Consider the following 15,643-nt stretch of genomic DNA (forward strand, 5'->3'; position numbering starts at 1 on the left):
CGAGAAAAGCACATTTGATACAGATTTAAAATACAAGTTAACGAATTATTATGATTTTTACCAAGATAATAATATAGTAAGGTTTGGTAGTGAGGTATCAAAATGGAAAAATACACCAACGCATGGTTTAATAAGAAAGATAATCATGATTGTGCAAATGATGGCACTTGCGGGCAATCTATAAAGGATTTTAGGATTGGTAATTCTGATATTTCTTTTTTTGATAGTAACAAAAACTTAATTGCCAAAGTACCTAAACTACCAAAGTATTCTAGTGATAAATATGGGCATCAATTGTATAAAGAAGCCGAGTCAAAGCAGTTCAATTATTTTTCCACAAATATACATGATGTTTTGTCTAACAGCTTTACCGTTAAATACGGGTATATAAATTGTACTATAAAATACGACAACTTATCTGAGCAGGAACAAAACCAAATAGAAACAGACATTAAAACTGCCTATGAGGCATTTAAAGAAAAGTTTTGCTTCAAAGATAGTAGCATAAGTAAAAATATAACGGTTTACATTTTCAATAATAGAAGCGATTATACAAAGTATAACAATCTTCTCGGCATAGATGAAGATGGTAGTCCAGGATATATTACACGAGGAGTAACAGATTGTCAGAATACTCTGACATATAAGCAAAGTGCCATGGATTTTGTTCTGGGTCATGAGCTAGGCCACATATTTCAATTGTGTTTTTCACCATCGGCAACAGTCCAAACTTTGAGTATTCTGGATACTGAACTCATAGCAAATGTTGTTGGACGAGAAGTAGAAGAAAAAAATTATAAAGCTATTTGCAAGCAGATGGGTGTAGATGAATATAAATACGATGGATGGAGTTTTATTTTTAAATACATAGGTACAACTGGTAGTGTATACCGCCTAAACCTTTCAGAAGAAGAGAAATTTCAAATTATACAACGTGTCAAGAGTTCTGGACTAGATGAATATGAAGACCATGGATGGATGTTTAAATTTAAATATAAAGATACAACTGGTAGTATATACCTCAAGGACCTTTCAGAAGATGAAAAATTTCAAATTATACAACGTGTCAAGAATTCTGGACTAGATGAATATGAAGACCATGGATGGATATTTAGTTTTAAATACAAAGGCACCACTTATAACGTAAGATACAAGGACTTTTCAGAAGATGAAAAATTTAAAGCTATACAAAATGTCAAGAATATTCATGAACTAGTAGATGAATATAAAGACCATGGATGGATATTTAGTTTTAAATACAAAGGCACCACTTATAACGTAAGATGCAAGTACTTTTCAGAAGAAGAAAAATTTCAATTTATCAAAGACATTAAGAACTCTCATGAATCGCTCGTTAGTGAATGTGATGGATTGGGGAATGAGAATACAGTTTTATCGATTCACGTTGATGAAAATAAGGAGATAAGTCGAATGTATTTTCGAAACTCCGACAAAAATATATTCAAACAGCTAGATAAGACACTTATAAGCAGAAGTAAGTCTGAAGAAGAGGTAAATGAAAACCGCACGAATCCAGAGCCAGAAGAAGAACAAAAAGGTGATGACTACACAGAGGTTACAGGAATGTTGCAATTTAAGTACAAAGGGACCAATTATGCTATACAACACAGAGGTTACCTTTTAGTAGAAGAAGAAAAACTTCGATTGATTCAAAGATATAAAGAACTCTCATGAATCGCTCGTTAGTGAACGTTATAGATTAAATGAAGGGTCATTAAGTCAGAATGCAACTGTAGTAATTTTTGTTGATGAAAACAAGGACATAGAGAAAATGTATTTTCATAATCCAGACAAGAATATGTCCAAATGGTTAGATAAGACACTCATAAGCAGAAGTAAGCCTGAACAAGATGTGGATGACACAGCAGGAAAAGAGCCTGAACCAGAATCAGCCGAAGAGGATACTCAGCAACCCAGTAATTTCTTATCCAATATTTTTTCAGCAATTAAATCCATTATTGATTCTATCTCATCACTCTTTTCATGGTTATTTGGGTCGAAAGAGAAAGAGTCTAATCAACAATCTGATGATAATCCTTCTTTGTTTAAGCTCGATGCTAATGAGTTAGATCACGAAGTTAAGCCTGATGCCAATGAGTTAGGTCACGATGTTAGAGATCACTTATCAGACAATTATAACCATTACAACTCATCTGATGGGCTAATGTAATATAGCTAATTTACAGTATCTGTTCAGATGCATGGCTAATGTACAAATATTGAAACAAAAATTCCAGTGCCCCTGTGATGTCATTCCAGTGCTTGACACTGGGATGGCTTTGTTGCATAGCAACTGAAAAAATCTGGTGGCTACTGACAAAATTCATTATAAAATAGCCATTTAACCTTGAAAGAAAAAATATGCCACAAAAAATGAGGGTCAGTAACCATAGCGAATATAACAAATTTCTAGAAAAAAGAGGAAATATTTTTCATTATATCAACGAAGCCATAGAAAAGTGGTACGAGAATGGTCCAAAAATACCAGGTGGCAACAATATTTATAGCGATAAAGTTGTAATTTTGGTGCACATAATAACTTGTTTATTTAGAATAGGCCTGAGGCAAACAGTTGGGTTTATAGCAGGATACCTTGAGCAAATTGGGAAAAATTTGCAAGTTATCAGCTATTCACAATCATCAAGAAGGTTTAAGAAACTCAATATTAAGATCAATGATTGCAGAAAATAATATGGAAGATATCGAAATTGCTATAGACAGTACAGGAATTAGTATATACAACAACACTCCTGGTCATAGCAAAGAAAATAGCGAAGATAGAAAGTATCGCAGCTATGAACAGACAAGAAAATTGCATGTAATGTTGAATACAAACAGCAAAAAAGCCATAGCTGTAAAATACAGTAACGGCTGATCACTATGGAGCTTGTGATTTGCTAAAAGAAGTCGATTTTCAGTATGTCATAAAAGTACTATATGCAGATAGGGCATATGACAGAGAAAAGCTCTATAAGCTGTGTAATCAATATGGTATAAAAACGAAAATTCCTCCGAAAAACAACGCAGCAGAGCATCCAAAGTTAGACTATATGGCTGAGAGAAATTCTGCAGTCAAGCTCATAAAGTCATATGATGAAGATGGTATAAAGAAGTGGAAAAAAGAGATGAGTTATGGAAAAAGATCTTATATAGAAGGTTTTTTCTCGCGATTAAAAAAGACATTTGGATTTAGTTTTAGGAACAAATCTGAAATGAATCGTGAGAGGGAACTGCTACTCAAATGTTATTTGCTTAACAAATTTACTGAAATAGGCATGGCTAAATTTGAGATAGCTTCATAAATTTATTGTGCGTTACCTACTATCCGAAGAGCGATGCAACAAAGCCAAACCAGTGTCACGCACTGGCATGACACCCATTTGTTCCTATAGTTGTCTTTTCTCGTCTACCTTATTTTGCCACTCTGCTGAACAGATACAATTTACAACCACCCCCCTACCCTTTTTAGTTGTTCAGCAAATATAGAGAGGTTAAAGGGAGTGGTATTACTTAAACAACTAAATAAAAAACCAGGTAGATCATTCTGAAATTCTTGCATTTTTGTCCATAATTTTGTTAAATAACTTCCCTTTTGGTCATATCGAACCAAATTTCTTTTTCACACCACCTTTTAAGCCACTTTCGTTAGTTTTTGTCATAATGCGATCAAACACTCCCAATAACCTCTTTAATAGGTTTGGAGTTAGCGAAGAGATAAGATCAACAGATACGTTATTGTTTTTGTCATCACCACTTGCTTTATAGTCTATTGAAACGATTCCCCTACTTTTCCCACCAGTAAGAAGTTTTCCAATTATAGGAATTTTTAACAAAGATTTATTAATTGAATATGCTGGTATTACTTGTCCTGCAACCTGGAATTTATAATTTCTAATATCGAGCTTACCACCAGTGCTAATACCTAACTCCGCCCCTTCAAGCCAAGATTCTTCAATTTCAATAGTGCCATCTTTGTATGAAAAAGGTGCATTACATTTGTAAAAGTATACACCTTCATTTTTTATGGCATTTACAATGCCAGGCAATGAAGACATCGACAATAAAGTAGTAAGTAGTGGAGCATCTTTGATGTAGAAATTGCTAATGGATAACGTACCATAATGTTCTCCACTTTCTCTCTGAGGAGAGAGATAAAAAGACAATTTGCCGTTTTTAATTGATTTACTAATGCCTAAGGAACGCAAAAGCATACCTGAATTATCCGCATATATTTCGAGCCCTATTCCACTGTATTCTGCTAGTATGTTGCTGCTATCTTCCAGAAACTGCCCTGTAAATTGACTTCCATTGCAATTACCTTTAGTACAGGTTACATTCAGCTTAGCATTTTTGATAACGATGCCTTCTTTCATAATTACATTGTCAACATTCATACTAATCTCTATATCTTTATTTAATCCATTACTGTTTTTGCCAAGCAAGCCTAAAATATCACTTAAGTTAATTTCCTCACCATAAATAGTTATGGCATTTTTCTCCTTACCTGATTCAATTTCTATACTAAAATCATTATCAGGCAATTTAAAGCTACTAGAATTTAAATATAAATTTCCATTTTCTACTCTTCCGCTGAATTTTATATCTAGGTCATTTCCTACAATGTCTAATTTATCTACTAACAATTCACCTGCTCCTTTTAACCTTGTAGAAAACAAAATTTTATTGTGATCTTCAAAGCGATTTTTCCACCCTAAGTAGCTTGAATGTGATTCAAATTCTGATAAATCTATATCACCATTAACATACCCCGTCTTATCTTGATTTATCACTGACTCTAAATTTGCACTGACATAGCCACTATCAAAATTAAATATTTGAGCGGGTAAATCTCCGGTCAAATTCCAGGCGAAACTTTCATTCCTATTGCTACTTTTCAGGTCAAATAATAGCTGTGTGTTATTCACCATACCACTACCATTTAAATCTATAAAGTCACTGCCAAAACTAAGCTTAATATCATATTTACCAAGACTTGCATTATAGACGGCCAAATTGTCAATTTCAGAATGAAAATTTGCTGAGAAGTCTACTTTTTTGTCATCAGCATTTAGATTAAAAATGCGAAAATTAAATACGGATTTTGCCATTCCACTTACTTTATCCCTTTCAACCTTCACCACATCATCCAGCTTAAATCTTATAGGCTCATATAAACCATACGCATCACTTACAGCTTTGCCATTAATGGTTAGAACTGAATCTTCCTTATTTAGAGATTTCATTTCAATATCACCACCATTAACAGTGAAATTCTGAAACTTAGCGCTATTTACAGTAATTTCAAGATCGTTATTCTTGATGATCAAATCACCCTTTAATTCCTTTACTTGCTCAAAATCTTCATCAAATTTTACGCTACCGTTTTCTATATCAGCAACAATTACAATGTCTGACAGATCGTCATCAACCAAATTGTTAATTTTGCCATTGAAACTTACAATGGTATTTAAAACATCCCCATCAATATTATCACAATACCAGCTTTTAAATTTACTATTTACTACACTATCTGGTATATAAGTACATAAATCCTTTGCAGCAAACTTACTAATATTAATTCTAAGCAAAGCATGACTTGTACCAAAGTTCATTTTGCCTATTAAAGAGAGATACGTGTCATTTAACTTAAAATGGAAGTTTTTTACACTAATAATTCCATTACTATATGTTAAATTTATATTTACATTAGTTAAGGCCAAATTTTTGTTCAAATAATTTTCTGTATTCAATACGTATATATTTCCATCTACAATTTCATCCTTTTTATTAATTTTCACTGAGAAGCTTCCTTTGAATCCTATATTTTTGTCCAAATTGTAGCTTTTAACTAATGTAGAAAACTCGCTTAATAGTCCCAATTTTAGATCATAAAATGTCCCGTACACATTTAGCAAATTGTTGCGATTTTTTATCGTAATTGATAAATCATCCAAAAATCCCTTTTCATCTTTTGTATTCACATGAATATCTAAAACATTAAAATCTTCCCCCTTCCCTATATACAATTTATCAATAAAAAATTCATCTTCCGTGCCTTTATTAATAGCGATGTTAGTAAATTCAATTTTTGAATCCGCATTTAAGTCAAAAAAAAATTCCCTTATTGTTTTTAATAGATTTTTTGCACTGCTTTCTGTCATCTTGAAATTCTTCCCTGTCATCCCAGTATCTTTTTTTCCTGTCATCCCAATATCTTTTTTTCCTGTCATCCAAGTAGCTTGACTACTTGTTTCTTTTTTTCTAGATTCCAGCGTCACGCGCTGGAATGACACCGAAGGAAGGCGGTTATTACTTAAATAATGATTATCCAAAAGGTCTAATGAGTTTTGCGGATTAACATTAATTTCTTCTCTCTTGATATATACACGCACATTATCAGCTAAAACTTGAGAAAATTTTATGTTACCTTTAAATAAGGAACTTAACTTAAAATGTACAAAAAGCTCAGGAACTTTTATAGTAAAATTAGGGTTTGCTATTGCCAAATCTGTAATGACTAAATACGGATCTTTGCTACCTTTCTGCCAAACAACTGAGGTATTCTCCACATTAACGCTTGAGCCAACAAATATTTTTGATATTTTATGTTTAACATAAAAATTAACATAATTAATATTGATTTCTAAAGGCTTTAAAAAAATAAAGAAGCACAATATGAACAATAAAGCTACGGAAAATAATACAGTAATTTTTTTAAGCATTGATTATTGCTTTTCTTGCTAAACTATCAGCCTCCTCATTATACTTATCGCCACTGTGTGCTTTAACCCACTTCCAATCAATTTCGTGTTGTAAAGCAACGTTGTCTAACTCTTTCCACAATTCCATATTTTTTACTGATTTTTTATTACTTGTTTTCCAACCATTCATTTTCCACTTATTTATCCACTCTGTTATGCCATGTTTAACATAGAGACTATCCGTATATAAATTAATATTACAAGAAAATTTCAATACTTTCAGCCCATTGATCACCGCTGTTAACTCCATTTTATTGTTTGTGGTATTTTCTTCTCTACCATAAATGTCTTTTCTATAATCTTGAAATAATATGATAGCTGCCCATCCTCCCGCTCCAGGATTACCAGAACACGCCCCATCCGTATATATTGTCACTTCCTTTTTGCTCATCTTTAACTGTAATGAATTAATAAAGTATATAGTTGCTTCTATGAAAGCACAATTTCTAAAGGTAGTTTAAGCTGCACCTTTAAATTTTATTATAGAAACAAAAAAAAGTGTGACAACGAGCATTACCAAAAGGAAAAGTAAAAAATAGTTTTTATGCTTCTGCCGTTCTTTCATAATTAAAATAAATCAATAGAACAAAAAATAATACTGGCGAATAGGGAAAATAGATAAGAAATTGAATAAGAAAACATTTTTTTCTGTGAGCTGTGGTTCTTGAATCTGAGAATTGATATAGCGTACCAAATAAAAACGCACCCTTCAAAGGTTGCCATGCTTAGATAAAGTAAAGCCTTTTTCAAGAATAGAGCTGGAAGCAAGCTAGTTAGCACCAGCAAAACACTATAAATTAATATATATTTTCTTGTTTTCTTCGGACCATAAACAATATTGAACATTGGAATCGATGCCTTTACATAGTCTTCAGACTTATTTAAAGATAGGGCCCAAAAGTGTGGTGGAGTCCACATAAAAATTACTAAAAATAAAATGAAACTTTCCCAACTTACAGAATTAGTCACAGCTGCCCAGCCAATCATTGGAGGGAAAGCACCTGCTGCACCACCGATAACGATATTCTGCGGAGTGCGTCTTTTGAGCCAGATCGTATATACAAAAACGTAAAACAATATGCTGATTGCAAGTAAAGCAGCAGAAATATAGTTTACTGCTATTGCCATGATAAATACTGATAATATTCCAAGAGTGATACCAAATTCAAGCGCGCTTTCTGCAGAAACTCTACCTGAGGGTATAGGGCGGTTTTTTGTCCTTTCCATGAGCAGATCTATATCTCTGTCATACCACATATTTATAGCACCTGCAGATCCTGAGCCAAGAGCAACACATATAAGAGATATTAATGCTAGAAAAGGATGCATACCACCTGGTGCAGCAACCATACCGGCAACTGCAGTAAATACCACAAGATACATTATCCTTGGCTTCAGCAAACGCCAAAAATCCAGTATTGTTGATTCAACATTTAGCAAAACACTTGTGTACATTCTATTTTACCACTGGTGGCTTTTCGAAAGTATGAAAAGGCGGTGGTGAAGATACCGTCCATTCCAAGGTGTCACCTTTCCAAGGATTATCTCCAGCTTTCTTGCCCCATTTGAAGAGATGTATAACTATAAACACAAAAAACATAACTGAAACAAAGGACATATATGAGCCAATTGAGGATATATAATTCCAAGGGATAAACGCATCAGGATAATCAGGTATACGTCTTGGCATACCAGCTAATCCCAAGAAATGTTGAGGTAAAAAAGTGATATTGGTGCTAATAAAAGTAAGCCAAAAGTGGATTTGACCTAAGCGCTCATTATATTGTTTACCCGACATTTTACCAATCCAATAATAAAAGCCAGCAAAAGCTCCAAATAATGCAGCAAGTGACATGACATAATGGAAGTGAGCAACAACATAATAGGTGTCGTGCAAGAGCTTATCTATTCCACCATGAGAAAGAATTATTCCCGTTATGCCACCGCCAACAAACATGAAAATAAAACCTAGTGCAAATAGCATAGGGGTCTTAAACTCAATTGCTCCACCCCACATAGTTGCAATCCAGCTAAAGACTTTTACACCAGTTATAACACCGATAAAAATTGTGGTAGTGCTAAAAAATGCAGCAGCGTCAGCACTAAGCCCAACAGTGAACATATGGTGAGCCCAAACCATAAAGCCAAATACTGCTATACCTATCATTGCATAAACCATCCCTATGTAACCAAATACAGGTCTGTGAGAAAAAGTTGATACAACCTGACTTATGATGCCAAATGCAGGAAAAATAATTACGTAAACTTCTGGATGACCAAAAAACCAAAATAGATGTTGAAATAACACAGGATCGCCGCCACCGGCAGGATCAAAAAAGGAAGTACCAATATTGCGATCAGTAAGAAGCATAGTTATAGCACCGGCAAGCACTGGTAAGGCAACAATCAACATAAATGCTGTTAACAAGACAGACCAAACAAACAGTGGCATCTTAGTTAATGACATGCCTTTTGCGCGCATGTTAAATATAGTAACTATAAAGTTGATCGCCCCAACAATTGACGACATACCAGCAACGTGGAGTGCAAGTATAGCAATGTCAACTCCTGCACTTGGATGGGACATTACCTGTGATAAAGGTGGATATAAAGTCCAACCTGTACCTGGACCTTCACCAATAAACACTGAGAGAATGAGCAAAATAAAAGATGACACTAATAACCAGAAACTCAAATTATTCATACGAGGAAACGCCATATCTGGTGCGCCAATCATGAGAGGTACAAACCAGTTACCAAATCCTCCCATGAGGGCTGGCATTATCATAAAAAACACCATTATCAACGCATGCCCTGTAACCATTACGTTATATAATTGATAGTTATTGTTAAGTATATTAATGTGCATTAGCTGAGTGCGAATAATCACCGATAATAATCCACCAATAATTCCAGCTAATATGGAAAAAATAATGTACAGTGTCCCTATATCTTTATGATTGGTGGAAAACAACCAACGCTTTATGCCCTTTGGTACGTCACTCATATCTATACTCCAAATTTAACTCACTAATTTTCTATTTTCAATCCACTTATTAAAATCTTCTTTGCTTACTGCTTCAACAACAATTGGCATAAATCCATGGCCTTGACCACACAATTCGTAGCACTGCCCATAATAAACACCAGGCTTTTTGATATTAAACCACGCCTCATTCAGCCTACCTGGTATCGCATCAATTTTTACACCAAAAGCTGGTACTCCCCAGCTATGTATAACATCTCCTGCTGTAACTTGTAAACGAACGTTAGCATTAACGGGTAAAACGATGTTGTTATCAACAGAGAACAGCTTTAAATCTCCTTCGATAAAGTCTTCTTTTCCCTTAATATAACTATCAAATGACACACCTTGATATTCTGGATATTGGTAACTCCAATACCATTGATGGCCAATAACTTTCAGTGTTATATCAGCTTTCGGTATTTCTTCCTGTAGCTTCAGTAATTTAGCGTTTTCAAAGGCTAATATACCAACAATGATAGTTGGTATAACAAACCAAATAATTTCTAAAGGAACACTATGGGTAGTTTTACTTATGTTTGTTACTTTGCTTTTACGAAAGCGAAACGCTATATAAGCAAGCAGCGCCCACACAAAAAGCATTATTGTAACCATCACAAGCATCACAAACGAATGTGACCTAACTACAGCCTCCATTACTTCAGTTGCAGGAGCAGGAAATCCAAATTGCCAGGAAGTAGGAGCAGAGGCAACAGATATATTTGAGTAAAATATTATCAATAGTGCAAATAACTTCACCATATCTTTTGTTTGTTTGCTATAAAACTAAGTGATATACTGTATAATAGTATATATAAACTTACTATGCAAATAGAGATTAGTGATGGTTAATAATTTTTTAGCATTCAACAAGTATAATAGTACAATACTAATTGAGGAAAAAAGCATTTACATAAATCTATTGTAAGTAAAAATATTATAATATTTTAAATTAAGTATTTACTTTAAGTAAGTTTTATAATAAGTTTAATAGTGTCTGTTACTGCTAATAACCCTCTAGCCTCACACCTAAAAGCAGTAACAGACACTATTAAACTTTATGACAAGTTTATAATCTGTAAGATCAAAGTCTTACAAGTTTCTTTATTTAATTATACATTGCAGTTTGTTAATTAACTTTTAATGCCTATGGTGGCATTTACAGCTTGGACCAAAGGTTTATGTATTATAGAAAATAATTATAAAAAAAACACACTATTTATATACCATACAAACTTTTTTTATTCTGCATAGCTGAGTTACTAGATTCTGTAAACGAAATCTTTAGAGAAGCCAAATGGGCAAAGTTTCATGAAGGTCTTTGGCATCTCTTAGCATAGATCCCTTACTTAACCATCATACCGCGATTCATTCGCAGTATCTCAAAGCATAGATCCCGCTAACACGTAGCGGGATGACGATTGTCAGGCTAGCTGTCATCCCAGTGTCAAGCACTGGGATGACAAGGTATAAACCTTATCGTCATGCCGCCACAAACCGTCATACCGCGATTCATTCGCGGTATCTCTAGATCCCGCTAACAAGTAGCGGGATGACGATTGTCGTTTAGCCATAAACATTAAGAAATTTACCAAATAAAAAAAAGGCAAAAGAAGCCCTGGGGTTATTATCCGCTTTAAAATATTGGCGTTTTTTATGTTTTAAACGCTTGACAAGCGAAATTCAGCTGCTTTTAATTGCAACTAACCTACGCTGCAAATGTTTAAGAAATTTACTAAGCAGAAAAAAAGACAAAGAATCCCCGAGTTAGCTAGTCTTTTACTATCTCTGTCGAGTATTGGCATTTTTTGATGTCTTGTAACGCTTTATAAGCGCGTTTCGGCTTATATAGGTAAAAACCCAGAAATTTTTAAAGACATGCGATGCACGTAGTGCGAAAAATTAAACATGAGACGCCAAATACCCTAAGTTTGACTCGCGACATAATGTTGAACATTTTTTTTTGCATTTCCAGAGCAAGTTCTTGAAACCTAAACATTATATGTACATCATCATGATCAATTCTAATGCATCTAACTAATGCTATGATGACCTTACCCAGAAAAAGTGGAGAGAAAGTTTGGAATGTTTTTTACAAAAAGAATGATGCATCAAATTGTTCTGGAATGCAATAGTTAATAGTGACGTTGTTTGTTATAAAAAATTTCTATATATTCAAATATAGCAGTTTTGATATGCTGTTTAGAGTGCCGAGAGGTGTCTATTGGTAACTCCCTTTTTAGAGAACTGAAGAAGCTTTCCACAACAGAATTGTCGTAACAACAACCTTTATGACTCATCTATGTTTTTTATGGATAAGAGATATTGATAACCTTGCAAAGTATATTGTGAACCTTGATCACTATGTAATAGTAGATTTTTGGCAGGTTTACGCTTGTTAACGTCCATTAATAAAGAGTCCATAACCAATTGTTTATTTATTGAACTGCTCATTAACTACCATGCGTGAATATAGATCGATTATTGTTGCCAAATATAGCCATCCTTCTTTGGTTTTTATATAAGTAATCCCATACTTTATTTGGTTGATCGACAATAAAGTTTTGGTCTAATATATTGGGAGCTACTGTCCGTTTGTTGTTTCTTAATTTTAAATTTTCTTCTCAATATAGCCTGAATACCATTTTTCTGCATAATACTTTGCACTGTTTTTAAGTTGCAACTTTTACCCAAAGCCTTTAATTCAGCATGAATTTTAGGAGCTCCATATCTACATTTAGAAGCTTGATATATTTTTTGAATATCTGCTAATAACTCTTTATTTGCTGATTCTCTACTGCTTATTTTTCTTGTGGTCCACTTATAGTAGCCACTAGCAGAAAATCCTACATAATTCCTGTACTTTATAGCAGTTACTATATAAAAAAATATTTTACTCTTTTTGACTGGCCAGGGCTTTTTTTAAAATGTCTCTTTCTCTTGTTACTTTTGCTAACTCTTTCTGTAAATCAAATCTCTCTTTGTCATAAGGTGCTACATCTGGAAATGCATTTGCCGCTGACTTTTTTTCGTTATATTTCTTCATCCATTTTCCTAATACACTATCCCTTATTCCTAGATCTCTTGCTACTTTTGCAACTGGTTGACCTACCTTTCTTTGTTCATTTGTCAGCTTAACAGCTTCCAATTTGAATTCTGCCGTATATTCTCTTGCCATTTCTAATCCTCCAAAATTTTATTTTACCCAAAAAAACTCCTTTCTTTCTCTCCACTTTTTCTGGGTAAGGTCAATTCGGAACTCTATTTCTTTTTTACGATCTTTACTTTTATTCTTATTGTTCATATAATATACCCTTCACTAATAATAAATTATTTTTAAATGTTTACTGTTATTTTCTTAGCAGTATTGGCATAAAGCCATAGCTTTTGGGTGAAGTCAAATCAAATTTTCAATTTTTTTTTGTTTATTTTTTTATGAAAAGGTAGAAGATATTAATAGCTGCTAATTTCTTTAAACGATGTTGTCGTAGATTCGTATTTTTATACACCAAAAAGGGTATCTTTGATATCTCCTACAGCTCCAAACTCATAGCATCCATTTGCCAGCCTTTTAAGGCGCTTTATAGAAGGGTTAATAAAAGATGTAAAAAGGACGTCTAAGGTGCGTAGTAGCATTCTAAAGCCATCTATGGGAGACATTTTTTTCATCAACGCATTCAAAACTTAAAAAAATAAAAAACTTGAACATTTCTTCAGAATTGTGTATAATTATTAATGCTTTTTAAGGTTCTTTCTTATGACTTTTTCTAAGTTTCTTGATCCCAAAAATGATGTATCGTTTAAGCGTATCTTCGGTACTGAAAAAAATAGAGATATCCTTATTCACTTCCTCAATGATATTCTTGGCTTTACTGGTAAAAATGAAATAAAGGATATAGAGTTTTTAAATACTATTCAAGACCCCGATATCGCCGCTAAAAAGCAAAGTATTGTTGATGTTCTCTGTAGAGATTCTACAGGTGCTCAATACATTTGCGAAATGCAGGTCGCTAAAACTAAAGGCTTTGAAAAACGTGCCCAATACTATGCTGCTAAAGCTTACTCAAGGCAAGCTGATAAAGGTGACCAGTATCATAACCTTAAGGAAATTATCTTCATTGCTATAGCAGATTGTGTACTGTTTCCTAATAAATCTGAGTACAAATCAAAGCATACTATTCGAGATGAAGACACTAATGAGCATGATCTAAAAGATTTCTATTTTATATTTATTGAGTTGCCAAAATTTCCAAAGAATAAGGAAGATCAGTTGGAAAATATAGTTGAAAAATGGGTTTATTTTTTTCGATATGCAGATGAGACTAGTGAAGAAGAGCTGGAAAAAATAATAGGTAGTGATGTAATAATTAAAAAGGCCTATGAAGAGCTAAATAGATTCAACTGGTCAGAAAAAGAATTTATTGCCTATGAACAGGAAATAAAACGTATTCTTGATGAACAGGCTGTCCTCGCTCAAAAACTTGATGATGCTACTGAAAAAGGTAGAGAAGAAGGTAAAGAAGAAGGCATCCAAATCGGACATGAAAAAGGCAGAAAAGCAGAGAAAATCGAAGTGGCAAAGAACTCACTTAAGGCCGGTGTCTCTATTGATGTTATCGCTCAAATTACCGGCCTTTCGATAGATGAAATTCAAAAATTAAGGAATTAATACTTTACCTTGACCTCTAGCTTGAGTTAAATGACATTGAACAGAAGTATTATTTAGATAACTTTTAGGCTCCAAGCTTATTTGTTGTTCTTTTACGTCACTCACTTCTAATCTGCTTAACATTTGTTGCATTAATTGATTTATTACTGGGTCTATTCTTCTATTAAATTCAGCCATAAACTTATCAAACTTTTTCGGACTTAATCTACCGGGATCTCCGGGTTCTCTACCAGGCAATGCTTCCTCTGCGTATGATTTTAAAATCCCTGAAATTTCATTAAATTCACCACTCCTAATTTTTTCATTAATCTTCTCAAATAATTTCTCAAAATTAATATCTAAGCGGTGCATTTTTATACCACCTTTCGATTCAGCTTGCTTCTCTAATACTTCCTTGAACGACTTTATAATATCCGATGTGTAAAAAAGAGCCTTTACAGGATTAACATCAGAAAACTTAGGAAGAGGACACTTTTTATCTAGAAAAGCTTGTAACAAGAAAAACATCAAGCTAGCATTATTACTCGCACAAACTTCACGACTAAATTGGCTAGTATATTGGATATTTGGGTTTCTTACTGTATCAGAATGATTGGAGCTACTTCCTGCTGTACCAGAACGGCTAGAGCTATTTTCTGAAAATGAAGGCAACGCAGCCCTTAAAGGGGAAGAGATAAACTGAAAAACACCTTTAACAGCATCTATCCATGAAGACGGCTTACTTGCTCCGCTTGTAGCTCCTATTTTGTTATAGCCTATTTCGTCACTTTGCGATGAATTGTCTGATGCATTATCATAAGATAGATCACACTTAGCTTCTTTTGTAATACTATATTGTACATCACGCTTCTTGCGAGTAGATCCACAATCCTCAATTTTCCATTGACATGGACTATCTTTGCCCCTGGCCTCCAAGTAAATACTCTCCTTCTATCCCTATCATGGCTAAGATAATCACTAGCAGGATATAAATACTCATTAAAATAAGTGCTTTTTATATATATGTTGTTACCTTCAGGTTCAAATTTCCATTGACATGAACTATCTTTGCCCCCTGGCCTCCAAGTAAATACTCTCCTTCTATCCCTATCATGGCTAAGATAATCACTAGCAGGATATAAATACTCATTACTATAGTAAACACTTTTAATACATACCTCCGATGAA

At 33.8% G+C, this 15,643-nt stretch carries 15 protein-coding genes; 6 read left to right on the forward strand and 9 right to left on the reverse strand.

What is annotated here, in order from left to right; translation table 11 throughout:
• Positions 1 to 102: 102 nt before the first annotated feature.
• The 5 genes from ABWU32_RS05055 (at position 103) to ABWU32_RS05075 (ending at position 3,323) form a co-directional block, all read left to right on the forward strand.
• Positions 103 to 1,695: a hypothetical protein gene (locus ABWU32_RS05055; protein ID WP_353278434.1), complete on the forward strand. Its 1,593-nt coding sequence runs from the start codon at positions 103 to 105 to the stop codon at positions 1,693 to 1,695.
• 124 nt (positions 1,696 to 1,819) lie between these two features.
• Positions 1,820 to 2,191: a hypothetical protein gene (locus ABWU32_RS05060; protein WP_353278436.1), complete on the forward strand. Its 372-nt coding sequence runs from the start codon at positions 1,820 to 1,822 to the stop codon at positions 2,189 to 2,191.
• A 191-nt stretch (positions 2,192 to 2,382) separates the two neighbouring features.
• Positions 2,383 to 2,712, forward strand: coding sequence for a transposase (locus ABWU32_RS05065; RefSeq protein WP_007548762.1), 330 nt, complete (start codon positions 2,383 to 2,385; stop codon positions 2,710 to 2,712).
• Positions 2,696 to 2,896, forward strand: coding sequence for a hypothetical protein (locus ABWU32_RS05070; RefSeq protein ID WP_010082383.1), 201 nt, complete (start codon positions 2,696 to 2,698; stop codon positions 2,894 to 2,896). The genes ABWU32_RS05065 and ABWU32_RS05070 overlap by 17 nt, the downstream gene beginning before the upstream one ends.
• Positions 2,897 to 2,915: 19 nt before the next feature.
• Positions 2,916 to 3,323 carry a transposase gene (locus tag ABWU32_RS05075; protein WP_051062209.1) on the forward strand — a complete coding sequence of 136 codons (408 nt, stop codon included), beginning with the start codon at positions 2,916 to 2,918 and terminating at the stop codon, positions 3,321 to 3,323.
• 294 nt (positions 3,324 to 3,617) lie between these two features.
• On the opposite strand, the gene ABWU32_RS05080 is transcribed toward ABWU32_RS05075, so the two are convergent.
• The 8 genes from ABWU32_RS05080 to ABWU32_RS05115 all read right to left on the reverse strand — a co-directional run bounded on the left by ABWU32_RS05080 (position 3,618) and on the right by ABWU32_RS05115 (position 12,985).
• Positions 3,618 to 6,743, reverse strand: coding sequence for an AsmA-like C-terminal domain-containing protein (locus ABWU32_RS05080; RefSeq protein ID WP_015589123.1), 3,126 nt, complete (start codon positions 6,741 to 6,743; stop codon positions 3,618 to 3,620).
• The gene (rnhA, locus tag ABWU32_RS05085) at positions 6,736 to 7,173 is read right to left on the reverse strand and encodes a ribonuclease HI (RefSeq protein WP_015589124.1); all 438 of its coding nucleotides are present in this window, start codon (positions 7,171 to 7,173) and stop codon (positions 6,736 to 6,738) included. Before rnhA ends, ABWU32_RS05080 begins: the two co-directional genes overlap by 8 nt.
• A 176-nt stretch (positions 7,174 to 7,349) precedes the next feature.
• The gene (locus ABWU32_RS05090; RefSeq protein WP_015589125.1) at positions 7,350 to 8,237 is read right to left on the reverse strand and encodes a heme o synthase; all 888 of its coding nucleotides are present in this window, start codon (positions 8,235 to 8,237) and stop codon (positions 7,350 to 7,352) included.
• 1 nt (position 8,238) lies between these two features.
• Positions 8,239 to 9,789, reverse strand: a complete 1,551-nt coding sequence (gene ctaD / locus ABWU32_RS05095; protein ID WP_015589126.1) for a cytochrome c oxidase subunit I — start codon at positions 9,787 to 9,789, stop codon at positions 8,239 to 8,241.
• Positions 9,790 to 9,804: 15 nt separating this feature from the next.
• Positions 9,805 to 10,569: a cytochrome c oxidase subunit II gene (gene coxB, locus ABWU32_RS05100; RefSeq protein WP_015589127.1), complete on the reverse strand. Its 765-nt coding sequence runs from the start codon at positions 10,567 to 10,569 to the stop codon at positions 9,805 to 9,807.
• A gap of 1,373 nt (positions 10,570 to 11,942) precedes the next feature.
• The gene (locus tag ABWU32_RS05105; protein WP_081600772.1) at positions 11,943 to 12,107 is read right to left on the reverse strand and encodes an IS3 family transposase; all 165 of its coding nucleotides are present in this window, start codon (positions 12,105 to 12,107) and stop codon (positions 11,943 to 11,945) included.
• Positions 12,108 to 12,345: 238 nt separating this feature from the next.
• Positions 12,346 to 12,699: an IS3 family transposase gene (locus ABWU32_RS05110; RefSeq protein WP_095866555.1), complete on the reverse strand. Its 354-nt coding sequence runs from the start codon at positions 12,697 to 12,699 to the stop codon at positions 12,346 to 12,348.
• A gap of 1 nt (position 12,700) precedes the next feature.
• The gene (locus ABWU32_RS05115; protein WP_039964423.1) at positions 12,701 to 12,985 is read right to left on the reverse strand and encodes a transposase; all 285 of its coding nucleotides are present in this window, start codon (positions 12,983 to 12,985) and stop codon (positions 12,701 to 12,703) included.
• A gap of 579 nt (positions 12,986 to 13,564) precedes the next feature.
• On the opposite strand from ABWU32_RS05115, the gene ABWU32_RS05120 reads away from it, so the two are divergent.
• The gene (locus ABWU32_RS05120) at positions 13,565 to 14,476 is read left to right on the forward strand and encodes an Rpn family recombination-promoting nuclease/putative transposase (protein ID WP_353278439.1); all 912 of its coding nucleotides are present in this window, start codon (positions 13,565 to 13,567) and stop codon (positions 14,474 to 14,476) included.
• On the opposite strand, the gene ABWU32_RS05125 is transcribed toward ABWU32_RS05120, so the two are convergent.
• Positions 14,465 to 15,391: a hypothetical protein gene (locus ABWU32_RS05125; protein WP_015589129.1), complete on the reverse strand. Its 927-nt coding sequence runs from the start codon at positions 15,389 to 15,391 to the stop codon at positions 14,465 to 14,467. The genes ABWU32_RS05120 and ABWU32_RS05125 overlap by 12 nt on opposite strands.
• Positions 15,392 to 15,643: the final 252 nt, after the last annotated feature.

The sequence above is a fragment of the Wolbachia endosymbiont (group A) of Udea olivalis genome (assembly GCF_964028365.1).
Classification (GTDB): Bacteria; Pseudomonadota; Alphaproteobacteria; order Rickettsiales; family Anaplasmataceae; genus Wolbachia; species Wolbachia pipientis.

Coding starts and splice junctions, on each gene's coding strand:
- ABWU32_RS05055 (WP_353278434.1), top strand. CDS start 103: ATGGAAAAATACACCAACGCATGGTTTAATAAGAAAGATAATCATGAT.
- ABWU32_RS05060 (WP_353278436.1), top strand. CDS start 1,820: ATGTCCAAATGGTTAGATAAGACACTCATAAGCAGAAGTAAGCCTGAA.
- ABWU32_RS05065 (WP_007548762.1), top strand. CDS start 2,383: ATGCCACAAAAAATGAGGGTCAGTAACCATAGCGAATATAACAAATTT.
- ABWU32_RS05070 (WP_010082383.1), top strand. CDS start 2,696: ATGATTGCAGAAAATAATATGGAAGATATCGAAATTGCTATAGACAGT.
- ABWU32_RS05080 (WP_015589123.1), bottom strand. CDS start 6,743: ATGCTTAAAAAAATTACTGTATTATTTTCCGTAGCTTTATTGTTCATA.
- rnhA (WP_015589124.1), bottom strand. CDS start 7,173: ATGAGCAAAAAGGAAGTGACAATATATACGGATGGGGCGTGTTCTGGT.
- ABWU32_RS05090 (WP_015589125.1), bottom strand. CDS start 8,237: ATGTACACAAGTGTTTTGCTAAATGTTGAATCAACAATACTGGATTTT.
- ctaD (WP_015589126.1), bottom strand. CDS start 9,789: ATGAGTGACGTACCAAAGGGCATAAAGCGTTGGTTGTTTTCCACCAAT.
- coxB (WP_015589127.1), bottom strand. CDS start 10,569: ATGGTGAAGTTATTTGCACTATTGATAATATTTTACTCAAATATATCT.
- ABWU32_RS05105 (WP_081600772.1), bottom strand. CDS start 12,107: ATGAGTCATAAAGGTTGTTGTTACGACAATTCTGTTGTGGAAAGCTTC.
- ABWU32_RS05115 (WP_039964423.1), bottom strand. CDS start 12,985: ATGGCAAGAGAATATACGGCAGAATTCAAATTGGAAGCTGTTAAGCTG.
- ABWU32_RS05120 (WP_353278439.1), top strand. CDS start 13,565: ATGACTTTTTCTAAGTTTCTTGATCCCAAAAATGATGTATCGTTTAAG.